Origin of the sequence: Chryseobacterium sp. MEBOG07 (assembly GCF_021869745.1) — a bacterium.
In the GTDB taxonomy this organism is placed as follows: Bacteria; Bacteroidota; Bacteroidia; order Flavobacteriales; family Weeksellaceae; genus Chryseobacterium; species Chryseobacterium viscerum.
Genome location: NZ_CP084579.1, coordinates 1,789,426 through 1,812,389, shown reverse-complemented (window position 1 = coordinate 1,812,389; position 22,964 = coordinate 1,789,426). Strand labels below are relative to the sequence as shown.

Genomic DNA, 22,964 nt, shown 5'->3' with positions numbered 1-22,964 from the left:
TTAGTGATTTTTAAAGTTTAACTCTTCAACTTTTGCAAGGCTTGCTTTTTTCTGCTCTTCAGAATCTACCTGTCCGTCGACAAGGTTGTTGAAGCCCATTGCTTTTTTGGTTCCTCCTATTTCTACCAATTCCACTTCTTTTTCTTCTCCCGGTTCGAAACGTACTGCAGTACTTGCTACAATATTCAGTCTCTTTCCGAAAGCTTTTTCGCGATCAAAGCTCATGGCTTTATTGACTTCGAAAAAATGGAAGTGTGAACCTACCTGAATAGGACGGTCTCCTGTATTGGTTACTTTTATTTTTACAGTTTCTCTGCCTTCATTGCAGATAATTGTACCTTCTTTTACAAAAATTTCTCCTGGTATCATCATCAATAGTATTAGCGGATTGGATTGTGTACGGTTACCAGCTTAGTCCCATCCGGGAAAGTGGCTTCAATCTGAACGTCATGGATCATTTCTGAAACGCCTGGCATCACATCATCTTTGGTAAGAAGATGAGCGCCTTCCTGCATCAATTCAGCTACTTTTTTTCCATCTCTTGCTCCTTCCAGCAAAAAGTGACTGATGAGTGCAATTGATTCTGGGTAGTTTAATTTAAGGCCTCTTGCCTTTCTTTTTAGAGCGAGTTCGCCTGCCAGAAATAGCATAAGCTTCTCCGTTTCTCTCGGTGTTAAGTGCATAATATTTTTATTTAAAATTGGACAAACACTATCCTGTTCACCTTTCTGTAAGGCAAATAGAAATGTTCAAAAATGTAAAATGGGAATGACTCTTACGGATCTGTATTTACATGAATACAAACCATAATGGATCATTAAAATCTCAAAAAGGGATTAGCAGCCTGCTATCTGCAGAGAATGATACAGAATGTATCTTGGTGCTGTAAAATAAATACGGTTTTGAACAGCCGCAACCTGTGTATTATAAGTGTAGCCTGCAAAGAAATAGTGTAACCACTGCTGTGCAAGTACTGAGTAATCAAATTTCACCTTCTCCCAGTCATTGGAATCCTGTACATCCTGAGCATCTGTGAAACTATACATTTCAGGCTGAGTCTGCTGATCGGATTTCTGTTGAAGGAGATGTATTTTTGAAAGGACATCAGGATAGGATTGAGTTTTCCCTTTATGTGCAAAAAGACCTGCACACAACGCTGAGAAAAATAAGACAAAAGAGAAAAATAAGACTCTTTTTTTCATACCTGATTAATAATGGTGTAAAATTAGAACAATCTTAAAACTCCGGCTATCAAAAAAATTATTTAAAATGTTCAAAATCGCAACAAATGCAATTTTATACATTTTTAACATTTCGCCATAAATCCTTTATTTACAACACTTAATCACCATTTATGAACTATGACAAATATTTTGTTGTTTCTATTCTTATGATTAAGATCGTTCACATCATTTTCTCCTTCTATTTAAAATATCGAATAAATACATCTTCTATTTTCAATAGCAGATGTTAAAAAACCACTATTTATTAATGATTATTGAAGAATAAAGTTTATTCCATAAAATCAGGTGGTATTTTTTTCTTTCCTTATAATTATCGTAAATTTGTATACACATCTTATTTAATTTAATAAAATAATAAAACGTAATATGTCAAAAGCAATTTCGCAAGTACCATTAGCGGTAAACGAGCCGGTAAATTCATATGAACCGGGATCTCCAGAAGTTAAGAGCCTTATCGACACTTATAAAAAAATGTGGGCTGAAAAGGTAGAAATCCCAATGATTATCAATGGAAAAGAAGTAAAAACTGATACAAAAGTACAGCTTCAGTCTCCACAGGATCATGCTCATGACTTCGGATTCTACTACCAAGGTGGTATGCAGCATGTGGATGACGCTATCAACGCGGCATTGGCAGCTAAAAACGATTGGAATGAACTAGGCTGGGAACAGCGTGCAGCAATTTTCTTAAAGGCAGCTGATCTTTTGGCTGGACCTTACAGAGATGTGATCAACGCTGCAACGATGATCGGACAGTCTAAAAATGTACACCAGGCTGAAATTGACGCTGCTTGTGAGTTCATCGACTTCTTAAGATTCAACGTAGAATTCATGACAGAAATGTATTCGGAACAGCCAGTTTCTGACAATGGAATCTGGAACCGTGTAGAGTACAGACCATTAGAAGGATTCTGTTTTGCAGTAACTCCGTTCAACTTTACAGCAATTTCAGGGAACCTTCCGACTTGTATGGCCATGTTAGGAAACGTAGTGGTTTGGAAGCCTTCTGACAAGCAGGTATATTCTGCAAAAGTAATCATGGATGTATTGACAGAAGCAGGACTTCCTGCAGGGGTTATCAACATGATCTTTACAGATGGAAAAGAAACTGCTGAAAAAGTATTGGCTCACCGTGATTTCGCAGGTCTTCACTTCACTGGGTCTACAAAAGTATTCCAGGGAATGTGGAAAATGATCGGTGACAATATCCATAACTACAGAACGTATCCAAGAATCGTTGGAGAAACAGGTGGTAAGGACTTTGTTATTGCTCACCCTTCTGCTAACGTAGAAGCCGTAGCGACTGCACTGGTAAGAGGTTCTTTCGAATACCAGGGACAGAAATGTTCTGCTGCTTCAAGAGCTTACGTACCTAAGTCTCTTTGGGCTGATGTGAAAAAAGTAATGGAGGCTCAGATGAGTACCATCAAAGTAGGTTCTCCGGAAGATACTTCTAACTTCGTAAATGCAGTAATCGACAAAAATTCTTTCGAAAAATGTAAAGGATATATCGACAGAGCAAATGCTTCAGGTGAAGCTACTGTAGCGATCGGAGGAAAAGTTGATGATTCTAAAGGATGGTTCGTACACCCAACAGTAATCGAAACGACAAATCCTCACTACGAAAGTATGGTAGAAGAGATCTTCGGCCCAATCTTATCGATCTACGTATATGAAGATCAGGACTGGAAAGAAACGCTGAAACTTGTAGATTCTACTTCTCCTTATTCATTAACAGGTTCTGTATTTTCTCAAGACCGTTATGCTATCAATGAGGCTTTTAAAGCGTTAGAAAATGCTTCAGGTAACTTCTACATCAACGATAAGCCAACAGGTGCCGTAGTAGGACAACAGCCTTTCGGTGGTGGTAGAGCTTCAGGAACAAATGATAAAGCAGGTTCTAAAATGAATCTTCTAAGATGGACGTCTGTAAGAAGCGTAAAAGAAACATTCGTTTCTCCAAAAAACTACAAATATCCATATCTGGGATAATAAACGATAAATGATCATTGATAAATGATTTAACAGCCTCGGAATTTCGGTTTCGGGGCTTTTTTGTGGAATGGGGTGCGGGATTAGAGGTTTAACATTTAAGGTTAATGGTAGTTAGAAAGGCTCTTTACCCTAATACCCTCTAACCCTCAAACTCTCCCACCCCTAATCCCTGCCACCTCCTACCTAACATCTTTTAACAAACTTTACCTATACTTTACGACTTCCCATACCCTCTTAGGAATAATTGTTGATTTTTAATCACTTACACACCCCAAAATAAAATAGTATGAAAAAGTTATTGCTAACGGCCGTTGGAATAGGAATATTCGCAGTGAGCTGTGGAACCAAAGAATCGACAATGTCATCGAGCAGCCGTGATTCAGCGACGGTAGATAATGCACGAAAAAGCGCATCACCTGCCACCACTGATACTCTGACTGCAAAGAAGACAAATCCTGACAGTATCAAGATTAAAAAAGATTCTACGGTGACATCACCCGTCAAATAGTATTAATATACATTCAATTTAAAATGGAAAATCTGCAGATGAAAGCGCTGCAGATTTTTTTATTGTGAAGATAGAAGGATAAAAAGGTCAGTGACCGTGTCTTTATTGAGTTTTAAGTTTTGGCTAAAGCCAGTAGATAGGTGTTGTTTTTTTAAGTGGCCGGGATAAAGCCCACCCCTATTGAATTTTGATAATAACATCTTTTAATCTTTTAATCTTTTAATCTTTTAATCTTTTAATCTTTTAATTAAATGATTATATTTGATTAACATCAACATTAAAATAGTATTACAATGAAAAAAATATTGATAGGAGCAGTTCTTGGACTTCTTTTCTTAGGAAGCTGTGCTCAAAACAAAGAAAAAGAGAGGAATATAAAGATGCTCACAACAAAGATTCTTTAAGAAACAGAATGGGTGATTCTGCTGTGGCCAATTCAATCCCTTCACCGGCAGCCTCTGATACTTCAAAAACAAAACCCGACAATACAAAAGTTAAATAAAATCACAAATCCACAGACTTCTGTGGATTTGCACTTAAAAAAACTTGACTGAAAAAAAACCGGGCAATCAACCCCGATTATGAGATATGATTAATATTCTGAATCAGAATATTTCGTTAGAAGTTAAAAATGGGAATTGAAGTTTGTGTTACCACTCTTTTATTTCAGAAGATGTAATATCCTTTCAAAAATAAAAGAGTTCAACCGTTGTTGTATTTGTATTCATCCCTTATAAAGCTGGCGCAAAGATATGATAGCAAGGCTTTCCTATAAAACAATAGGTTGTTCATTTTCACGAAAATGGTAAGATACAATTAAAAAAAACATTTCTTTTTAATCATTTTCGGGAAAATGAACATTTTTATCTGATTGATTTTCAGCATCAATATATTTAATATAAGCGGATGGAGAATGGTCTGTAACCGCTTTGAAGACTGCAGCAAATTTACTGTGTGAAGAAAAGCCGCATTCATCAGCAAGGATGCTTATTTTATACTGTCTATACTTCTCATCATTGATCATTTTGTCTACAATATAGTTGATCCTTAAGCGGTTGATATACGTTTTAAAGTCAGCACTTTTATGCTGATTAATGACATAAGACAAATATTTTGTATTGGTATTCAGCTCGCCTGCGAGAAAAGACAGGGACATTCCTTTATTGTTATACAGGTTTCCCTTTTCAAATTCTTCCAGCAATTCGAGCAGTTTTGATTCTGTTTCGGAGGTCATCAATGAATCATTACGTTTTCGGTCTGTTTCAGAGTCTTTTTCGTCAATTTCTTCCACGGATATATTGGAAAACTCAGAACCACCGGATTGTTTTAAAGGGTGACTATTCCTTTTACTGATCATATTCAACTGAGCTCTTATAATATTTCTAAGTTTTGAACGCTGTTTTTTCTGCTGTGTTCTGAAGAAAATAAGTAAGCCAACCAACGATATAAACAGGATAATAATAGCAGCATTCTTCACCAAATTCATCTGTCCGTTCTTTTTATTAGTCTTCCCTTTAGAAATCTCAGGACCTTTCATGGTGAAACTTTGGTTACGGGCAGCAATGCTGTCATACATCCTTACATATTTTACCGCATATAAAGAAGCTTTGAAATTGTCCCCCGTTCCTTCATAGTAATCATTAATATTAGAATATACTGCTTTTTTAAGCTTAAGACTTCTGGAGGTATCTGCTATTTTTTCAGCTTTTTTAAGATATAATTCGGCATCTTTCCAGTTTTTCTGCTTCAAACGGATACCTCCCAGCCCATTATAGACCAATCCCAATGTACAGCTGCCATCTTTAAGCAGTCCTTCAGCTTTTCTATAATAATTTTCTGAAACGGAATATTCATTAAGCTTAAAATAAACATCTCCCAACACCTGATAAGAAGCGGCTGCCGTTCTATCTTCATTACGGCTGTCTATTTTTTCAAAATATTTCAGGGATGACTCAATGTATCGTATTGCATTTGAATAATTGCCCAATTCCATTTCATAGAAGGCCATTTCCTGATTCAATAATCCTGCTGCCTCATTACTTTTCTGAAAATCAGAGATCTTCCCTGATGCTTCCAGCCCTTTTACAATGTATTTTTTGGACCTTTCGTATAACCCTACCTGTCTATATTGTCTGGCAAGTAATCGGGTTACTACAGCCATCCATTCCGGATCATTTGCCTGATTGATTACAGAATGGGCATTTTCACTATAGCATATTGCTTTTTTAAGCTCTCCTGCATGATGATAAAGTTCCGAAGAAAGAACAAGACATCTTATTTTCTCTGAAGGCGTTTGTGCTGACAGATAAAGAGAATCTGCAGTTTTGATCGCTTTGGGTAAATCCTTATAAGCTGTAACAGAAGAGGTTCTTTCACAGATAAGATCAAAGTTATTTTTTTCTGAGCGAATATGGGGATAGCTGTTGCCAGCAAAAACAAAAATTTCAGAAGATTTTTAGACATAAAAAAACAAATTATTATTTTTATTTTATAATAATTCATCATTACTTTAACAGGGAGTGTCTTTTTGTTTTTTACAAAACTAGTGATATTTTATTTTTTATTAAAATATAATATTGAAATTTAATCATTTAACCCAAAACAGCATTTTACATTAATTTTAACAATTATACTAAAACAATAGATGATTATCTTTCATATGAGCTGATATCTGTTTTAAAAGTAAGGTTCCTGTATAATTATTTTCAATATGGACGGCTTATGTGTCATCATATTTATTACATTTGCATGGAATAAAAAGTTTTTATGAAAAAAATAGCTATACTTTCCTCCATATTCATAGGAGCCCTTGTATGGGCGCAGGGAATTAAATTTGAAGAGGGCAAATTTGCCACTATCCTGGCCAAAGCAAAAAAGAAAAAAAGCTGGTCTTTATAGATGCATATGCCTCATGGTGTGGACCTTGTAAACTGATGGTGAAAAACATTTTCCCCCTTCAGGCTGTAGGTGATTATTATAATTCTCACTTTATCAATGCTAAAATTGATATGGAAAAAGGAGAAGGAATTGAACTGGCAAAAAAATATAATGTAAAAGCATTCCCTACTTACCTGTTCATTGATGGAAATGGTGAAGCTGTACACAGAACGCTAGGATATGTTGAAGAGAAAGACTTTATCCAGTTTGCGAAGGATGCTGAAGATCCTAACAAAAGACTGACTTCTTTGAAGCAGCAGTTTGAGAAAGGAGAAAAAGATCCTGAGTTTTTAAAGAATCTTGCAGGGCTTACCATGTATAATGATGCTGAGTTTGCCGGTAAAGTACTTAACCGTTATTTTCAGCAGAAAGCAGGCTTAGACCAGGAAGATATTCAAATGCTTCTTTCGGGAGTTCAGACTACAGACAGCCCTTTGTACAAGATTTTCCAGGATAAAAAAGCAGATATCGTTAAATTCTTCCCGGAAGATAAGTATGAAAAGTTCGACAAAAATATCAAACTGAATACCGTTTCCAAAAAAGCATATAACGCAGATACCAAAACGTGGAATGACAGCTATTTTATGGCTGAAACTCAGAAATTCCTGAGCAAAGAAGAGGCGGACAAGATCTTAAAAAGAATGAAAGCCAACAGAGCTTTAAAGAATAAAGATATTCCTGAATATGAAAAATTGATTCTTGACATTTACAAAGATTATTCTGCAGCAGGTTCTGAAGAGTTGAATTCTCTTGCATGGAACTTCTTTGAAAATGTAAGCAATAAAACGTCTCTTGAGAAAGCAATCAGCTGGGCACAGGAATCTGTGAAGAAAGACGAGAACTTTGCCAATACAGATACTTTAGCTAATCTTTACAATAAGGTTGGCGACAAGAAAAATGCAAAAATGTGGGCTGAAAAGTCTATTGAACTTGCAAAAAGTACCGGACAGGATTCTTCTGATACAGAAAAATTATTGAAAAGTCTTTAATAAGTAATACACCATAAAAAACCCGCAGAACTGAAGTTCTGCGGGTTTTTTATTATATTATTGAACCACTCCGTCAAAAATTCTTTGAACTTTCGCCACCCCTTCAGAGGAAGAGAATTTTCACATTTCCAGTTGTGGTATCAGTGAAAACCAGAGGGTTCTTTTACCTATTAATATTCAAAAAGGACACTTCCCCACGTAAATCCGCTTCCGAAAGCTGAAAGAAGTACAAGATCTCCTCTTTTGATTTTCCCTTGCTCAATCGCTTCACTTAAAGCAATCGGAATAGAGGCAGCCGTTGTATTTCCGTATTTCTGGATGTTATTAAAAATTTTATCATCCGGTAAACCAAATTTTTGCTGAACAAACTGAGCAATTCTCAGATTGGCCTGATGCGGGATAAACATGTCAAGATCTTCAACGGTTTTTCCAGCTTTATTCAGGGCTTCCATCATCGTTTCCGGAAATCTTGTTACTGCGTGTTTGAAAACGAAGTTTCCGTTCATAATAGGATACACTTCTTTATTGGTAACATTCTCAGGTTCCTTTCTCATCCTGTCACTCCATCCGAACTTAGAACCCGGAAACTGTGTGCACAATTCATCTGCATATTTCCCTTCAGAATGCATATTTACAGCTAATATATCTCCTGCTTTTTCATCTTCTGTAGCAGAAAGTACTACTGCTCCTGCTCCATCTCCAAAGATTACAGAAACCCCTCTTCCTTCATCAGAAAAATCCAATCCAAAAGAATGAACTTCTGCTCCTACAACAAGAATATTCTTATACATTCCCGATTTAATAAAAGCATTGGCAACGCTCATAGAATATACAAACCCTGAGCATTGATTTCTTACATCTAAAGCTCCGATGGTATCACATCCCAGCATATCCTGAAGCAATACTCCACATCCAGGAAAATAATAGTCCGGAGAAAGTGTTGCAAAAACAATATAATCAATATCTTTCGCGGTAAGACCAGCTTTTTCAAGGGCTTTCTCAGAAGCTTTAAATCCTAGATAAGCAGCCGTTTCCTGAGAATCGTTTCTATTCTTACGATGCCTTCTTTCTTTAATTCCCGTCCTTTCCGTAATCCATTCATCATTGGTGGTCATTAATTCTGCCAGATCATCATTGGTAACAACATTATCTGGAACATAAAATCCCACACCTTTTATTGTACTTTTAATCATATAGTTTTTTAATTTTGGCAAAGATAAAACTTATTTAACACATACTTTTTCAAAATATTAGTATTTTTACTTTATGCCAATTGATACGATATACAGAACCTCCCAGTGCGAATGGGTAGATGTGGAGGCTCCCACTGCAGAAGACCTGAAATTTCTTCATGAAAGATACGAAATCAACAATCTTCTCCTGGAAGATACTATGGATCCTAATCACCTTCCCAAATATGAAGAAGACGGAAATGTAAAATTCTTCCTACTCCGTGAAAGTACAGAACTAGAAAGAAAGAATCTGAATACGATCAGCGATATCAGCACCAAGATCGGGATCTTTTTGGTAGATAATACCATTATTACCATCCACAGGATGAAAACAAGAAGTATCTCCGAGGTGAAGAAAAAAGTTTCAATGATTCAGCAAGATCTTACTCCTCAGCAAATCATTCTGATGATCGCTATATTGATTATGAAAAGTTTTGACGACGAATCTTTGAGTCTTTTCGAAACGATGGACAATATAGAGAATGAGATTTTCCTTAAAAACACCAATCATACCAGCCAGATCCGCCGTCTTTATAAGCTGAAACGAAAATCAGGATTGAATTCACGAGTACTGATAATTTCTACGGATGCGATCGATAAATTCAAATTATTGAATCTTCAGGATTCCGAAATTGTAGATTTAAAGGATAAGCATAAAGATGTAGTGGCAGATTTTGATCATTTAAATATTCAGATTACCAACCTTATTTCCATGTTCCTGGCACTTTCGGATCAAAAGGCTAACCAGGTCATGAAAGTTCTGGCTATTTATTCTATTTACTTCTTACCAATCACCTTTATTGCTGGGGTTTATGGGATGAATTTCGATAATATGCCTGAACTTCACCATAAATATGGATATTTTATAACGTTAGGAGTCATGGCTACTATTATGATCAGTACGTTTATTTATGTGAGGCGAAAACAGTGGTAATTAATTTTTATATGAACGTAAAGGCACATAAGAATATAAAATAATCTGTGGGTTTAAGCCGCAAAGATTTTATCTCCAATAACATTTAAACCCGCTGACTATTTTAGATTAGAGATCACTTCTCCTCTGCCCGCAAGGACTACACACCCTCAAAACAAAATACCATGACCCCTGAAAACCTTAACACCATTCTGGAAGATCATTCTCTTTCGCAGGCATCTAAGGAAAAACTGATTGCTTTGCATGAGACTATTTCAGCAAAAGAATTTTCTGATCTGCTGGATCATTCAGGAAATCAATATGTGGAATTCGTACAGGAAGGTGGTGGTGTCTGGGGAAGTGCATTGGTGGGTTATCTTTATGGATTGGAAATATTCGGTGTCCGATTTCTGAAAGTGGCAGGAACGAGTGCAGGAGCAATCAATACCATGCTTATCGCTGCTTGTAAAACCAAAGAAGAAGCCAAAAGCGAACTGATTAAAGATATTCTCTTCAGCTGGGATTTTTCAGATTTTATGGATGGGAAAACCTATGTAAAAACAACGCTCCACGCGATGCTGAACAACAAAGATTTCTTTAAGATCAATGCTGTTATTGCCGCAATCCTGTTCATTATTCTGGTTAGCATTCCTTTTCTGGCACCTTCAACAACTATACTGAATGCCAAACTGATGTTTTTGATTCCTCTGATTCCGGCTGTCATTCTTTTTTTCTGCATTAAAAAGCTGTACAACAATTTCAGGAAAGAAAACAGTGGTCTTAATCCCGGAAACGTTTTTCAGAATACCATGCAAAGCGCACTGGATCATTTTGGAATAAAAACGGTTACCCACCTCAACGAAAAATTCATTCAGAAAGAAACGGACCTCAACCTCAACTATCGCTATGGAAACGGGCAGGAATACTATTTGATTGCCCTGCAAAGCATCGAAAAGATTAAAATCAAAAATCAGGAACATATTGATCAGACCCGATATAGAATTTTCTATGAAAGTGCTGTCAATAATGATTATTATAAAAACAATCCGTTTTACCTTCTTCAGTCTGATTATGTTGTGATTACCACTGATATCAATGCTAAAATTAAAGTACAGCTTCCGATTATGGCCAATCTCTACTGGTCCGAAGAAGAACTGAAACACATCAGCCCGGCTGAGTTTGTAAGAGCATCTATGGCGGTACCTTTTTTCTTTGAGCCTTTTCAGAAACAAATCAATACAAACGAAGATTCTGTAAAATACGCCTGGAAATATTGGATGAATACCAAGCCGGAAGATATTAATCCCGCAGGGGTTTTCATTGATGGAGGCAGTATTTCTAATTTCCCAATTGATCTGTTTCATGCGGATGAAGTTTTCTATCCCAGAATGCCTCTTTTCGGAGTTCAGCTCACGAGTGATTCTGATATCCTTTCTGAAAAAGGAAAAACCAGTGAAGAAATTCTTAAAACCCCGTTCAGCTATGCCGGAAATATCATCAATACCTTGAAAGGTTTTAATGATAAGACATTTTTGACGAAACATACTTTCTATAAACTGTACAGCATACAAACCGTGAACTGCGGTACCAGCAGCTGGCTGAATTTCTTTATGAAAAGAGAAGAAAAGGAAGAGCTTTTCAACAGAGGTTTTCAGGCTGCTCTTGATTTTCTCAACGGATTCAATTGGGAAAAATACAAATATGAAAGAATGATGCTTACCATGAAGGATAAAAAAATACTGAAAGAAGAGGATACACCTACGGTGGGATAAGGATTTTTAAGTATTTTAGCTTTTTAAATTTCCATGAAAAAGAGACATTTTTTTATATTAGGGATCGTTATGGTCCTTATTTTCATTGCTATTCCGGTTGTTCATGTTCTTAAAACAAAATGGAGTGAATCTGGTATTAAAAACGAAATTCCCAAAGGATATACGAATGATGCAAGCCAGCTAAATTTAACAAAAATTGATACGCTGATTAAAGTTCCTGCTTCTAAAGCTGAAATTGAAAACCAGCTTCGTCAGATCCTGAAATATGCTAAAGAAAAACATTTAAAAATCTCTATTGCCGGGGCTCAGCACAGTATGGGCGGACATACCATCTACCCTGACGGCATCCTGCTAAATATGCTCCCTTATAAACATATGGAACTGGATGAAAAGACCAACATTCTTACCATCGGTTCCGGTGCGCTTTGGGAAGACGCTATCAAATATCTGGACAAACATGGAAAGTCTATCGCCGTAATGCAGGCTTTCAGTTCTTTTTCAGTAGGCGGATCTATGAGTGTCAACGGTCACGGATGGCAAAAAAATCTTCCTCCCATTTCGTCTAGTGTAGTTTCGTTTTCACTGATGGATCAAAGTGGGAAAATTCTTAATTGCAGCAGGGAAGAAAACCCGGAGCTTTTTAAACTGGTAATCGGTGGTTATGGGCTTTTCGGGATTATTCTTGATGTGAAATTAAAAGTGGTTGACAACCTTGCTCTTCAGTATAAATATGTCCGTTTGAGTTCTGATCATTATACCGATTATTACAAAAAATTTATTTCTGAAAATCCGAATGTTAATCTTGTTTTCGGAAGACTGAGAATTTCTGATAAACATTTCCTTGAAGAAGCTACCATCAATTATTTTGAAAAAGCAGATGAAAAGCCTTTACCACTCCCCCTTCAAAATGCCAAAAACGCTGAAACGAAACGTCTTGTTTTTCGTAGTACCGTAAACAGCGAATACGGAAAAAGGCTGCGATGGGATCTGGAAACGGGAATGAATAAAATGACTAAAGATGCTGTTTATTCCAGAAATGAGCTCCTTAACGATCATGTTTCCCTCATTGAAAATAAAGACCCAAATTCTACAGATTTGCTGCAGGAGTATTTTATTCCGGATAGAAATTTTAATCAGTTTATTAAAGATATAAAACCCGTTTTGAGAAACTCCGGGCTGGATCTCCTGAATATCACCATCCGTGCAGTGAATAAGGATGAAGACAGCTATATGAATTACGCCAGAGAGCATGTTTTCGGATTTGTATTACTTTTTAACCAGAAGAAAACAGAGAAGCAGGAAAAAGCCATGAAAGTTCTCACCAACAAACTGGTAGATATTACCCTGAAAAACGAGGGTACTTTTTATCTTCCTTACCGTCTTCATATTGACAGAGAGAAAATGAGAAAGGTCTATCCGCAGGCAGAATCTTTTTTTGAAATGAAAAGGAAGTATGATCCTCAGGAACTTTTTGATAATAAATTTTACCAACATTATAAATAAAACAACAATATGAAATACATCTGCCAATGCTGCGGGGAAGAAAAGGAAGACTGGCCTGCACTCGCCTATCATGAACCCTATTTCTATTCGTGTTTATCCGAAGAAGAATTAAAAAATGCTGAGCTCAGTTCAGATTTGTGTGTCGTGGAAGATTCTGACTATACTCATAGATTTATCCGTACTGTTCTTATACAGGAAGTTACAGATGACTGCAGGGATCTGGATTATGGAATCTGGGTGTCATTGAGTGAAAAGAACTTTGATGAATATGTTGCAAATTATGACAATAAGGAATTTGAAGCTGAATATTTCGGATGGCTTTCTACCTACCTTCCGGATTATGATTTTGAAGAAAGTATTCCGACAACAGTGGTGGTAAACAATGCTATCGGCCGGCCGTTTGTTTTTCCGCATGAAAGCTATGACCATCCGTTTGTAGATGATTTTCATAATGGAATTACAAAGGAGGAGGCTGAGAAGAGAATCAACAGGGTTTTAAACAGAGAATAAATGAACTGGATTATCAGAAGTACCAAAAAGGTAAAATATCATACTAATCTTCAGGAGGTTTTGAAACCTATATGGGATGACCTCATTGTTTATAAATGGATTTTGGCAGATTTAGATTTTATGCCAGATCAGCCGCTTCCCATTAACTTTGATGAAGATTTTTTTATTTTGAATAATCCGGAATTTGAAAAACTGTATCACAGCGATACTCAGATAATTTGGGGAATAATATCAGCTGTAAAAGATAATATTGAACCCGATACTTCATTAATATCCGGATTATCTGCTGAAGATACAAGTGTTTGGAAACCTAATCATTTTTTTATTCAGGAAAGTATTGTAGAAATTATTGCTTTTGATAGCGGGTACACTATTGTAAAATTTAAAGACAAAAATCTTTCAGATAAGTTTAAAGAGTATTTTCAGGAACAGGCGGTAGATCTACAAAAGTTCAATGAAAAATATATTAATTGAGTATGAAAAAATTTATTTTAAAAAAGTTTCATATTATTGTATTGATAGCCGTTTTCCTATTTATTATATTCTGTTTAATCAGTGCTAATCTGGGGATTAATAACATACTCAAAGACCCTAAATATACAATTGGAGAAGCCACCTCAGACTGGCATTATAAAAATAATAATGGGGTGGGAATAGATTATGAATATTATGTTAATGGTATTACATATTCTAAAACTGCTAATTTTTCTTATCAAAAAGGAGACAAATTCCTTATCATTTTTGATTCTATAAAACCTAATAATTCAGCGATACTTGACATCTACTCGATTGAAAACTATCTTATAGATTTAAAAGTTCCTTCAAAAGGCTGGAAATATCAGGATGTTCCTTTTAATATTGACAGTAATACGATAAAAAAATATGTGCAGGACTGGAATGTGGAACCTTTTGAATATATTCAAAAGTAGGCTGAACACATTGGAAATTCAAGGTTTCAACCTACTTTTTATATCATTATAAATTATCCAAGAACTCCAGATACATCGGAACACTTCTGTTGATCCATTCATCGGAAGAATCTCTTTCAATTCCATAGTAGACGAAAGGTTCTTTATAGTCTGCTTTTATATAATCAAAAGTCAGTTCGTAAGGTCTGAAAAGCTCATTCATCGTATATTTATATTCTCCGGAGGTAGAGTATCCTTCCTCATCTATTCCTGCAGTGACAGCCAGTGACATTTTCTTTCCGGCTAGTTTAAAACCACTGTTGCTTCCATACGCCCAGCCATACAAAACTACCTCATCCAGCCATTGTTTTAAAAGTGGTGGGCTGCTGAACCAGTAAAAAGGAAACTGAAATACAACTTTGTCATAAGATTCCATCAGTTTTTGTTCTTCTGCTACATTGATTTTTCCATCAGGATAAGCTTCGTACAGTTGATGAACGGTATATTTTTCAGGGTATTTTTTCAATTCGTCAATCCATTTTTTATTAATGGCTGATTTTTCAATATCTGGGTGTGTAACAATTACTAAGGTCTTCATTATGTTTAAATTTCTGCTACAAAATTACAACACGTAACTTACATTTCGTACATTAGCAACCTATTGTATGGTACTATAAAAAATGTAAGTAATGACTAAAATAAAGGAAACTTCAACCAATTTTGCCAATAAAAAGGCACTTGCTGATGAATGTCCGGAAATCTATGCATCCAACACGATCGGAGGGCAATGGGCACTGGCCATCTGCTGCTATCTGATCAATGGGAAAATGAGATTCGGGGAACTTAGAAAAAAGCTTCAGAACATTACCGAAAGAATGCTTACGCTTCAGCTTCGCAGACTGGAAGAAGACAAGATTATTACCAGAACAGTCTATGCAGAAGTCCCGCCAAGGGTAGAATATGAACTTACAGAAATAGGATACAAACTGAAACCCATTATCCTGGAGTTTGAAAAATGGGGAAATGAGCATAAGGAATTGATGAAAAAAGCTTCAAAGAATGACTGAGGAATTAGATACATTTTATCTGGAATTAATCGTAATGGCAAGCCAAAAAGATATTAGATATATTGGATATGGCTATTAATAGAATCTTTTTTATAAAAATTGATAAAGCCAGATTCCTACAGAATGATGAAATATGCGAATAACCTAAGTACTCCGATTATCATTCCGCAGGAATTTAAAATTATATATTGATCAGTTTTCTATTTATCTTCCATTTTATTCCATAACGGATTACTTTCCAATACCTTCACGTAAATAGGGCAAGTTTCGGTATGACAACCTTTCAAATATCCGGTACTCATAAGAAATTCGTTGACAATCTCTCCACCTGTGAATTTGAAGGTTTTTTTGAATAATTTCATCCATTCCTGCAATGTTTTGGGATGATGATGTTCCAGCCATTTTTCAAATGAGCCAAATTCCTTCTGCAGTTCAATGATGGTTTTTGCATTTTCTATCGCAGCGTTCACTTTGAGTTTATTCCTGATAATTCCCGGGTCACCGAGCAATCTTTCACGGTCTTCTTCTGTATAAGCCGCTATTTTCTGGATATCAAAATGATCATAGCCTTTTCTGAAGCTGTCTTCCTTTTTCAGAACGGTTTCCCAGCTTAATCCTGCCTGATTGATCTCCAGAATCAGTCTTCCAAACAGCTCATTATCATCATGAATAGGAAAACCATAATAGTTGTCATGGTAATTTTTGTGCAGTTCTTTTCTGCTTTCAGGCTGCATGCCTTCTATTGCTAAACAATAACTCATTAGAATATATTTTCCGTTTTAGTTAAAAAATTTTCCATCGCTTCTTTAATATCAATTCCTGTTCGATCTGCCAGAACAATCAGCCACCAGATATTTTCTGCTAATTTATGTTCAAGTTCTTCCGCTGAATCTTTTTTCAGCCATGTTTTCTGATGGGACATTACATTTCTTCCTACCAATCCCGCATCAGTAAGATAAGCAAGAGCATCTTCTTCCAGAGTCCATTCTTTTCCGTTGCCTTTTATTTCCAACTGATGATATTTTTCTCTGATGTCTAAGGAACGTTTTATGATGGTATCAAAATTATTGGTGTCCATATTTTGTTGTTTTTATGTAAGCTTTGAGAGTGTAAAGATAAACCGAAACTATGACAACTGTCCGTCAGTAGTGTTTTCAATTTTTAAATGTAATAATAATTCAGATCACTTTATTTTCTTCTGCTCAGAGAATATTTAGTAGTTTAGAGGGCTCAAAAAAACCATCATGAAATCACTGTTTTCCATTCTTTTCATCATATGTTCAATGTTTTTTAAATCACAGAATTTATATTCTAAAGCGTATGGAAATCCGAAAAATTCGCCTTTGATTTTTATTCATGGCGGGCCAAGCGGAAATGCAACTTTATTTGAGGGAACAACGGCTCAACATCTTGCTGACAAAGGATTTTATGTCATTGTCTATGACAGACGCGGTGAAGGGCGTTCAAAGGATGAAAATGCAACCATGACATTCAAAGAAAGTTTTGAGGATTTAAAAGGAATCTACACAACTTATAACATCAAAAAAGCCAATATTCTTGCCCACAGCTTTGGCGGAATTATCGGAACTCTATTTACGGCACAATTTCCTGATAAAGTAAACAGTCTGACTCTTGCAGGTGCATTATTTACCCAGCAGGAAACCTATAATCATATTTTAAAACAAGCTAAAGAACATTTTAAAAATGATCCTGCCCAGCTCAAAGAAATATCGGAAATAGAAAGTCTGAACAAAAATTCTGCTGCCTATAGAAAAAGATGTTATGATATGGCCGGAAAACTGGGATTCTTCGATATGCCCCATCCTACCCCCGAAAGTGAAATGCTGAGGAATGAATACAAAGCAGGTGAATTTTACAAAAACAATATAAGAAACCCCGATTCTCCCTTGAAGTTTTATCAAAATGAACCTCAGAACAATCTGGATAATACCGCTGTTTTAAAAGACATCCGGAAAAAAGGAATTCCCGTTTTTGCGGTCTATGGTAAAAATGATGGAATATTTTCAGAAAACCAGCTGAATGATCTTAAAAATATGGTCGGAAAGAAAAATTTCAAGCGTATTGATAATTGCTCCCATTACTTATTTGTAGATCAGCAGGACGATTTCCTACAATTCATGAAGCTTACATTAAAATAAAGTGTAGATTTGTAATTATGCCCCATTCAGGACTTCATATGAAAACTTATAAAGCTGTCATTACGATGCTTATATTGGTGTTTTCATTGTCTCCATGTTCTGTCAAAAGAAATGTTCTTGATATTTTTGACATTCAGTACATCAGCGGCCTCAATAAAGTAAAAACAACCTCATCTCTTTCCTTCAGCTGTGATGCGGCTTCTGCTTCTTCCGGGGTATCAGTTTCAAAAGCTAGAGCTCAATGCAGATACAAAGAATCCTTATCCGGTATTTATTTCGCTGCTGGGAACTCTTTTGAAGAGAAGATTTTTTTCAATCAATATTCAGGGCATTCTACAGGAAACAGCCCACCGAAATATATTTTATTTAAAAGACTGAAACTTAATCTGGTTTAAACTTTTTTAAACCTCATTAAAAATCAGTTTTTTACAATAACAATATTAATTTCAATGAAACATACCATAAACAGCCCGTCTTCGGACCTGGCCGGATTATATACATTATCTCTCCGAATGGTTATCGGATGGACTTACTTTTCAGCTTTCTGGCGCAGACTTATCCTTGAAAACAAACTTATTCCCGATGAACAGGGATATATCGGGGAAAAATTCAATCATTTTTTACCCAATGCCCTCGGAATAAAACCAATTATTGAATATCTGGTTACCCATCCGGATGCTTTAGAGAGATCCATGATTACTTTCACCATCATTGAAGCCATTGTTGGATTATTGATTATCCTTGGATTATTTACCCGCTTGATGAGTATCGGGATCTTCAGTCTTGCCCTTGGAATCCTGCTAGGATCCGGATGGCTGGGCACAACCTGTCTTGATGAGTGGCAGATAGGGGTTTTAGGAGTCGCAGGCGGATTTGTTCTGTTTCTTACCGGAAGCGGTCCATATTCGATGGACTATTATTTCATAAAGAATAACAAGAGCTTTACTCAAAAAAAATGGTTCCCATGGTTGGGTTCGGGAGATCTGCCCGTTTCAAAACCTAAAACGATTGTCTTTGCGGGCTCGCTCATTATATTCGGATTAACTCTTTTTACCAATCAATATTTCCATGGAGGTGTATGGGGAACCTTACATAATAAATCGGTAAAACCCAAGCTGGAAATATCAAATATCTCCCATAGCAATTCGGATCTGACATTTGAAGTGTACAGAACGGAAGGTGCTGATGTCTATGGTTCTTTTCTGATAGGCATACATATTCTGGACAAAAACGGAAATATTTTAAAAGAATTGAACCATAAAGAACTTTCCGATTTTTCTAAAGACAATATAAAAAACCATTACGTTACCAAAGTAAAACCAGGAAAACACAGTCTTGTTATTCCGTTGGGAGCAAAGGCGGATTTAACTCTGAATATTGATGACATTCTTTTGAAAAGTGAAATTTATGCCCTGAAACTGATTGATGTAAGTGGTATTGAGTGGATAGAGAGGATTGAATAAAATATTTTGTTAGTGTACACAAAGGCGCAGAAAGTTCATATAAATATGTTATAAAACGCAAGGATTTTATCTCCGATAAAATTGAATACTGCTGATATTTTTGATAAGGTTATCGTTAAAGTGTGTGTGATTTTATGTTTTGGCTAAAGCCAATTGAAGGTATTGTTCTTTTGTAAATGGGCTAAAGCCCATTCCTATTGAATTTTTTCTCCATGATTATGATTTTATTAAAATTAAGATCTGCAGAATTAGCAAAATCTGCGAGATGCTTTATGCACTTTGACTAAAGCCATTAGATATTCATTTACAGAAAAAGCGGACTAAAGTCCGCTTTTTTTTGATATTTGAAATTATTATTTTCATTACTATTTTTCTGAGACAATGATATGATAACTGCATGAGCTGTCCGGATCAAGCTTCAGGACTTTTATTTCAAGTAAAACATCCAGTCCCATGGTATCGCAAACTCCCTGTATGAAAGGCTTTATGACCGGCCATTTCAGCAAACTTGCAATCTGCAGGCTCTGCGTTATTTTATGGTAACGGTCTACTCCTTTAATCAGCAATTCGCCTCTGTGATCATTTAATTCTTTAAATTCAAAATTATATTCGGGACTGGATGTAAAAACTGCTCCTATCAATATTTTTGCCACAGCCGGAATACCGGGCTGCAGATTAGGTTTTGCTTCAAGGTTCCTCAGTGCCATTCTTGATCCGAGATCATACATAAAAATACTGGAAAGCTGCTCAATAGCTTCTGCTCCGTAAAGCTTTCCGATTTGCTTGAGCATGCCTCCATAAAACGCTCCTGTAATATCTGACAAGCGTTGAGTAAGCTCTGTAAAAGTTCCTGGGAAAAAATCTGAAATAATCTGGGCCTGATTCATTTCAGGAAGGTAAATATCATTTTCCCTGAAATCTGATAATGCCAAATAGGTCTCCGGAAGTTGTATTTGATTCATATTTAATGTTTTGTAAGTATTTTGAGATCATGGTTAAGTTTAGTATGAAAGAAAAAATAGTAGTAATAACAACCTTTAGGAAAAAAGACTATTACATTTATGGGTATAAAAGCATCGTAAAGGGTAAAATACGATAAGCTGAGATACAAATACTCTTCAGATAAAAGTCCTGTAATATCGTAAGACTCTACTTTTTGAAAAGGCATTTTGGGGTTGAGGGAATCTATTCATATTTTTTCATTTGGTTATGTAAAACTAAAAAAATAAATAAATTCTCCAATAAGTGATATTAATTTATTTAAAAAGTACATTAAGGTTAAATAGTTTATATTTAAATATTTAATTAGAAAACTTACAGATAATATGAGTAGACATATACCTAAACCAATCAGTGATAAAGTATTTCAAATGCATTTTTTTGAATGTGCTTGGTGTTGTGAAAAATTAACTGAACGTCATCATATTGAGGAATATTCAAAAGGAGGAAAGCATGAAGTTGACAATTTAATTTTATTGTGTCCCAATTGTCATACGCAGGTTCATAAAAATGAAATTTCAGAATCCGATTTACTTAAGAGAAAGTCAACTCACCTGAAAGGAGACAGACTATCTGGAGGAATACAGTTTGACATTAACACTTTAAGAGTAAAATTAGGAAATAATTTTTTTGAAAATGTTCCAATTTTGATAATGATTAATAAAGAAAATATATTGGGATTACAAAAAGTAAATAATAATATACTTTTAAATTGTAGATTCTATAATGAACAAGGTTATCTAATATTTTGGATGTCTGCAAATAGATATTGGGCTCAGTCGGATTTTATAATTAGATCTAAAAAAATGAAATAACTATAAGTAATACAGAGAATGATAATTATATCTTAAAAATATGGGCTGAAAACGAAGAAATTAATATAGCTGGAAAAAACTACGTTAATGGTTCAATTGTTGAATTCTCGCCAACCTTTTTGAATTTTAATACCCCGACAATGTACTCCTTTAATAATTGCATATTTGCTAATAGTCCAGTTGGCATACATATAAAGGACTAAATAAAAAAAACCTTCGAAAATTTCGAAGGTTTTTTTTTAAAATTTAGTGCATGGCTTCACTCAAATCTATTTTTTCTTTGCTTTTCCTTTCTTTTACGAGTAAGATAAACGGAATACATATCAGGAATACGATTCCGAGGTAAAGAAATACGTCCATATAGGACAATACTGTTGCCTGTTTGGTTACAGATAAATCAAGCATTTTATAAGCGGCATTCATAGCTTCATCAGGTGTTTTTCCTTTTGCGATAAAGCTTGCCTTTAGGGCAGCCAGCCTCTGCTGAACTTCAAAGCTATTTTCGTCCAGATGGGAAATCAGATTATTCCTGTATTTCTGACCTGCATTGGCGATAAATGTTGTAATGGCAGCAATACCAAATGATCCTCCTAACTGTCTCATCATTCCTGTAAAGGCTGCTCCCTGACCAATCTCCTGACCTTTCAAGGTACTTAGTGATAAAGAGGTAATCGGGATAAATAATAATCCAAGACCTGCTCCTCTTACAATCAACATCCAGAAAAAGGCATCTTTACTGGTATCTGGTGTCAGAATTTTATAGCCCCAGAAACTATAGACAAAGAAGATAAAGAGTCCTAATGAAACCAGGATCTGCTGTTTGGCTCCTTTTGCTAATAGTCTACCGATAATAGGCATCATAAAGGCAGTTGTCAATGCAGCGGGAATCATCAATGCTCCTGACTGAAGTGCCGTCCATCCCAAAATACTCTGTGTATAGAGTGGAACGATGAACGTGGAACCATAAAGTCCGAATCCAAGCACGAATGACATCATTGTTCCGATTCTTAAGTTACTATTTTTAAGTACCCTGAGCTCAACGATCGGATATTTAAAGGTAAGTTCCCGCCAAAGGAATAATATAAATCCTAAAATTGCCGCTGCAGTAAATGCTACAATCATTCCGCTTTCAAACCAGTCTTCTTCATGTCCTCTTTCCAGAATGAATTGTAATGAACCTACCGTTACTGCCAGTAAACCAATTCCAATCCAGTCGACATCCGAAACTTTACGTTTTTCTGCATATTTCGGACTTCTTACAAACTGAAGTGTCATCAAAGTAGCCGCAATTCCGATCGGAATATTAATATAGAAAATATATGGCCAGCTGAAATTATCAACGATATACCCTCCAAGAGGCGGACCTAAGGTAGGGCCGATAATTACTCCCAGACCATAAATAGCCTGAGCCATACTTCTTTTTTCAATCGGATAAGATTCCGTAATGATCGTCTGTGAAGTTACCAATAAGGCTCCCCCACCGATTCCCTGCATCAATCTGAAGAACACAAGTTCCCAGATATTGGTCGCATTTCCACATAAAAATGAAAATATGGTAAATATAATGATGGATGCCGCAAAGTAATTTCTACGCCCAAACTGCTGGGAAAGCCAGCTTGTCATCGGTACTATAATTACGTTACCAATGGCATAAGCCGTAATTACCCATCCCACTTCTGAAAGTGTAGATCCAAGATTCCCCTTCATTTCATTCAAGGCAACATTGACAATCGTGGAGTCTACAATTTCTAGAAGGGCACAAAGGATAGCAGTAATCGTAATGATCACTCTACGCGCTCCATATTCTACTAATGAATCTTGCATAAGTTTTTTACGATGTAAAAAATCAATGGTGAATTTTGCTTCGCAAGTGAATCGTGAATTATAAAGCAGTTTATATTAAAATGACTATAAAAACTGATTCACTATTAAAAACGAAGTTCATTGACT

24 protein-coding genes are annotated in these 22,964 nt (G+C 35.8%); 14 read left to right on the top strand and 10 right to left on the bottom strand.

Features of this window, described 5'->3' with window-relative positions; translation table 11 throughout:
- The 3 genes from ureB to LF886_RS08310 form a co-directional block, all read right to left on the bottom strand.
- Positions 1-369: an urease subunit beta gene (ureB, locus tag LF886_RS08320; RefSeq protein ID WP_047378418.1), complete on the bottom strand. Its 369-nt coding sequence runs from the start codon at positions 367-369 to the stop codon at positions 1-3.
- Positions 370-380: 11 nt separating this feature from the next.
- Positions 381-683: an urease subunit gamma gene (gene ureA, locus LF886_RS08315; RefSeq protein ID WP_103232561.1), complete on the bottom strand. Its 303-nt coding sequence runs from the start codon at positions 681-683 to the stop codon at positions 381-383.
- Between the two features lie 153 nt (positions 684-836).
- Entirely contained in the window at positions 837-1,202 is a 366-nt protein-coding gene (locus LF886_RS08310; protein WP_152289875.1) for a hypothetical protein, read from the bottom strand.
- Between the two features lie 408 nt (positions 1,203-1,610).
- Here LF886_RS08310 and pruA point away from each other — a divergent pair, with 408 nt between their 5' ends.
- Positions 1,611-3,236, top strand: a complete 1,626-nt coding sequence (gene pruA, locus LF886_RS08305) for an L-glutamate gamma-semialdehyde dehydrogenase (RefSeq protein ID WP_124533731.1) — start codon at positions 1,611-1,613, stop codon at positions 3,234-3,236.
- Positions 3,237-4,582: 1,346 nt separating this feature from the next.
- Here pruA and LF886_RS08300 read toward each other — a convergent pair.
- The gene (locus LF886_RS08300) at positions 4,583-5,908 is read right to left on the bottom strand and encodes a tetratricopeptide repeat protein (protein ID WP_236853675.1); all 1,326 of its coding nucleotides are present in this window, start codon (positions 5,906-5,908) and stop codon (positions 4,583-4,585) included.
- Between the two features lie 605 nt (positions 5,909-6,513).
- Here LF886_RS08300 and LF886_RS23900 point away from each other — a divergent pair.
- Positions 6,514-6,645: a hypothetical protein gene (locus LF886_RS23900; RefSeq protein WP_262913045.1), complete on the top strand. Its 132-nt coding sequence runs from the start codon at positions 6,514-6,516 to the stop codon at positions 6,643-6,645.
- Positions 6,594-7,673: a thioredoxin family protein gene (locus LF886_RS08295; RefSeq protein ID WP_317207667.1), complete on the top strand. Its 1,080-nt coding sequence runs from the start codon at positions 6,594-6,596 to the stop codon at positions 7,671-7,673. Before LF886_RS23900 ends, LF886_RS08295 begins: the two co-directional genes overlap by 52 nt.
- A 170-nt stretch (positions 7,674-7,843) precedes the next feature.
- Here LF886_RS08295 and LF886_RS08290 read toward each other — a convergent pair whose 3' ends face one another.
- On the bottom strand, positions 7,844-8,866 hold the full coding sequence (locus LF886_RS08290) for a 3-oxoacyl-ACP synthase III family protein (RefSeq protein WP_236853674.1): 1,023 nt from the start codon (positions 8,864-8,866) through the stop codon (positions 7,844-7,846).
- A gap of 73 nt (positions 8,867-8,939) precedes the next feature.
- On the opposite strand from LF886_RS08290, the gene LF886_RS08285 reads away from it, so the two are divergent.
- The 6 genes from LF886_RS08285 (at position 8,940) to LF886_RS08260 (ending at position 14,532) form a co-directional block, all read left to right on the top strand.
- Entirely contained in the window at positions 8,940-9,839 is a 900-nt protein-coding gene (locus LF886_RS08285; protein ID WP_236853673.1) for a CorA family divalent cation transporter, read from the top strand.
- Between the two features lie 164 nt (positions 9,840-10,003).
- A complete protein-coding gene (locus LF886_RS08280) occupies positions 10,004-11,590 on the top strand; it encodes a patatin-like phospholipase family protein (protein ID WP_236853672.1) in 1,587 nt (528 codons plus the stop codon).
- A gap of 33 nt (positions 11,591-11,623) precedes the next feature.
- Positions 11,624-13,093 carry an FAD-dependent oxidoreductase gene (locus LF886_RS08275; protein WP_236853671.1) on the top strand — a complete coding sequence of 490 codons (1,470 nt, stop codon included), beginning with the start codon at positions 11,624-11,626 and terminating at the stop codon, positions 13,091-13,093.
- Positions 13,094-13,102: 9 nt separating this feature from the next.
- On the top strand, positions 13,103-13,603 hold the full coding sequence (locus LF886_RS08270; RefSeq protein WP_236853670.1) for a DUF2199 domain-containing protein: 501 nt from the start codon (positions 13,103-13,105) through the stop codon (positions 13,601-13,603).
- On the top strand, positions 13,604-14,077 hold the full coding sequence (locus LF886_RS08265; protein WP_236853669.1) for a hypothetical protein: 474 nt from the start codon (positions 13,604-13,606) through the stop codon (positions 14,075-14,077).
- Between the two features lie 2 nt (positions 14,078-14,079).
- Positions 14,080-14,532: a hypothetical protein gene (locus LF886_RS08260; protein WP_236853668.1), complete on the top strand. Its 453-nt coding sequence runs from the start codon at positions 14,080-14,082 to the stop codon at positions 14,530-14,532.
- Positions 14,533-14,578: 46 nt separating this feature from the next.
- On the opposite strand, the gene LF886_RS08255 is transcribed toward LF886_RS08260, so the two are convergent.
- On the bottom strand, positions 14,579-15,109 hold the full coding sequence (locus tag LF886_RS08255; RefSeq protein ID WP_103233027.1) for an NAD(P)H-dependent oxidoreductase: 531 nt from the start codon (positions 15,107-15,109) through the stop codon (positions 14,579-14,581).
- 91 nt (positions 15,110-15,200) lie between these two features.
- Here LF886_RS08255 and LF886_RS08250 point away from each other — a divergent pair, with 91 nt between their 5' ends.
- On the top strand, positions 15,201-15,578 hold the full coding sequence (locus tag LF886_RS08250) for a winged helix-turn-helix transcriptional regulator (protein ID WP_124533753.1): 378 nt from the start codon (positions 15,201-15,203) through the stop codon (positions 15,576-15,578).
- Positions 15,579-15,778: 200 nt separating this feature from the next.
- Here the strand turns inward: LF886_RS08250 and LF886_RS08245 are convergent, their stop codons facing one another.
- Together LF886_RS08245 and LF886_RS08240 are read right to left on the bottom strand one after the other, a co-directional pair.
- The gene (locus tag LF886_RS08245) at positions 15,779-16,339 is read right to left on the bottom strand and encodes a DNA-3-methyladenine glycosylase I (RefSeq protein ID WP_236853667.1); all 561 of its coding nucleotides are present in this window, start codon (positions 16,337-16,339) and stop codon (positions 15,779-15,781) included.
- Entirely contained in the window at positions 16,339-16,656 is a 318-nt protein-coding gene (locus LF886_RS08240) for a MazG-like protein (protein ID WP_236853666.1), read from the bottom strand. Before LF886_RS08240 ends, LF886_RS08245 begins: the two co-directional genes overlap by 1 nt.
- Before the next feature lie 166 nt (positions 16,657-16,822).
- Between LF886_RS08240 and LF886_RS08235 the strand changes: the two genes are divergently transcribed.
- From LF886_RS08235 to LF886_RS08225, 3 genes are read left to right on the top strand one after another with little or no spacing between them, the layout of a single operon-like run.
- Complete coding sequence (locus LF886_RS08235) at positions 16,823-17,737, top strand: alpha/beta hydrolase (RefSeq protein WP_236853665.1); 915 nt, start codon at positions 16,823-16,825, stop codon at positions 17,735-17,737.
- Positions 17,738-17,775: 38 nt separating this feature from the next.
- Positions 17,776-18,132 (top strand): hypothetical protein, encoded by a 357-nt coding sequence (locus LF886_RS08230; protein WP_236853664.1) that lies wholly within the window; start codon positions 17,776-17,778, stop codon positions 18,130-18,132.
- Positions 18,133-18,186: 54 nt separating this feature from the next.
- Positions 18,187-19,200 carry a TQO small subunit DoxD gene (locus LF886_RS08225; RefSeq protein ID WP_236853663.1) on the top strand — a complete coding sequence of 338 codons (1,014 nt, stop codon included), beginning with the start codon at positions 18,187-18,189 and terminating at the stop codon, positions 19,198-19,200.
- Between the two features lie 365 nt (positions 19,201-19,565).
- Here LF886_RS08225 and LF886_RS08220 read toward each other — a convergent pair whose 3' ends face one another.
- Positions 19,566-20,162: a hypothetical protein gene (locus LF886_RS08220; RefSeq protein ID WP_236853662.1), complete on the bottom strand. Its 597-nt coding sequence runs from the start codon at positions 20,160-20,162 to the stop codon at positions 19,566-19,568.
- A gap of 363 nt (positions 20,163-20,525) precedes the next feature.
- On the opposite strand from LF886_RS08220, the gene LF886_RS08215 reads away from it, so the two are divergent.
- Positions 20,526-21,014, top strand: coding sequence for an HNH endonuclease (locus tag LF886_RS08215; protein ID WP_236853661.1), 489 nt, complete (start codon positions 20,526-20,528; stop codon positions 21,012-21,014).
- A gap of 246 nt (positions 21,015-21,260) precedes the next feature.
- Here the strand turns inward: LF886_RS08215 and LF886_RS08210 are convergent, their stop codons facing one another.
- A complete protein-coding gene (locus LF886_RS08210) occupies positions 21,261-22,838 on the bottom strand; it encodes a DHA2 family efflux MFS transporter permease subunit (RefSeq protein ID WP_124533769.1) in 1,578 nt (525 codons plus the stop codon).
- Positions 22,839-22,964: the final 126 nt, after the last annotated feature.

What these genes read in the sequence shown, in the direction of transcription:
- pruA (WP_124533731.1), top strand. Translation starts at nt 1,611, where the DNA reads ATGTCAAAAGCAATTTCGCAAGTACCATTAGCGGTAAACGAGCCGGTA.
- LF886_RS08300 (WP_236853675.1), bottom strand. Translation starts at nt 5,908, where the DNA reads ATGGCTGTAGTAACCCGATTACTTGCCAGACAATATAGACAGGTAGGG.
- LF886_RS08245 (WP_236853667.1), bottom strand. Translation starts at nt 16,339, where the DNA reads ATGAGTTATTGTTTAGCAATAGAAGGCATGCAGCCTGAAAGCAGAAAA.
- LF886_RS08220 (WP_236853662.1), bottom strand. Translation starts at nt 20,162, where the DNA reads ATGAATCAAATACAACTTCCGGAGACCTATTTGGCATTATCAGATTTC.
- LF886_RS23900 (WP_262913045.1), top strand. Translation starts at nt 6,514, where the DNA reads ATGAAAAAAATAGCTATACTTTCCTCCATATTCATAGGAGCCCTTGTA.
- LF886_RS08240 (WP_236853666.1), bottom strand. Translation starts at nt 16,656, where the DNA reads ATGGACACCAATAATTTTGATACCATCATAAAACGTTCCTTAGACATC.
- LF886_RS08290 (WP_236853674.1), bottom strand. Translation starts at nt 8,866, where the DNA reads ATGATTAAAAGTACAATAAAAGGTGTGGGATTTTATGTTCCAGATAAT.
- LF886_RS08280 (WP_236853672.1), top strand. Translation starts at nt 10,004, where the DNA reads ATGACCCCTGAAAACCTTAACACCATTCTGGAAGATCATTCTCTTTCG.
- LF886_RS08225 (WP_236853663.1), top strand. Translation starts at nt 18,187, where the DNA reads ATGAAACATACCATAAACAGCCCGTCTTCGGACCTGGCCGGATTATAT.
- LF886_RS08255 (WP_103233027.1), bottom strand. Translation starts at nt 15,109, where the DNA reads ATGAAGACCTTAGTAATTGTTACACACCCAGATATTGAAAAATCAGCC.
- LF886_RS08230 (WP_236853664.1), top strand. Translation starts at nt 17,776, where the DNA reads ATGAAAACTTATAAAGCTGTCATTACGATGCTTATATTGGTGTTTTCA.
- LF886_RS08275 (WP_236853671.1), top strand. Translation starts at nt 11,624, where the DNA reads ATGAAAAAGAGACATTTTTTTATATTAGGGATCGTTATGGTCCTTATT.
- LF886_RS08210 (WP_124533769.1), bottom strand. Translation starts at nt 22,838, where the DNA reads ATGCAAGATTCATTAGTAGAATATGGAGCGCGTAGAGTGATCATTACG.
- LF886_RS08270 (WP_236853670.1), top strand. Translation starts at nt 13,103, where the DNA reads ATGAAATACATCTGCCAATGCTGCGGGGAAGAAAAGGAAGACTGGCCT.
- LF886_RS08310 (WP_152289875.1), bottom strand. Translation starts at nt 1,202, where the DNA reads ATGAAAAAAAGAGTCTTATTTTTCTCTTTTGTCTTATTTTTCTCAGCG.
- LF886_RS08260 (WP_236853668.1), top strand. Translation starts at nt 14,080, where the DNA reads ATGAAAAAATTTATTTTAAAAAAGTTTCATATTATTGTATTGATAGCC.
- ureA (WP_103232561.1), bottom strand. Translation starts at nt 683, where the DNA reads ATGCACTTAACACCGAGAGAAACGGAGAAGCTTATGCTATTTCTGGCA.
- LF886_RS08235 (WP_236853665.1), top strand. Translation starts at nt 16,823, where the DNA reads ATGAAATCACTGTTTTCCATTCTTTTCATCATATGTTCAATGTTTTTT.
- LF886_RS08285 (WP_236853673.1), top strand. Translation starts at nt 8,940, where the DNA reads ATGCCAATTGATACGATATACAGAACCTCCCAGTGCGAATGGGTAGAT.
- ureB (WP_047378418.1), bottom strand. Translation starts at nt 369, where the DNA reads ATGATACCAGGAGAAATTTTTGTAAAAGAAGGTACAATTATCTGCAAT.
- LF886_RS08250 (WP_124533753.1), top strand. Translation starts at nt 15,201, where the DNA reads ATGACTAAAATAAAGGAAACTTCAACCAATTTTGCCAATAAAAAGGCA.
- LF886_RS08265 (WP_236853669.1), top strand. Translation starts at nt 13,604, where the DNA reads ATGAACTGGATTATCAGAAGTACCAAAAAGGTAAAATATCATACTAAT.
- LF886_RS08215 (WP_236853661.1), top strand. Translation starts at nt 20,526, where the DNA reads ATGAGTAGACATATACCTAAACCAATCAGTGATAAAGTATTTCAAATG.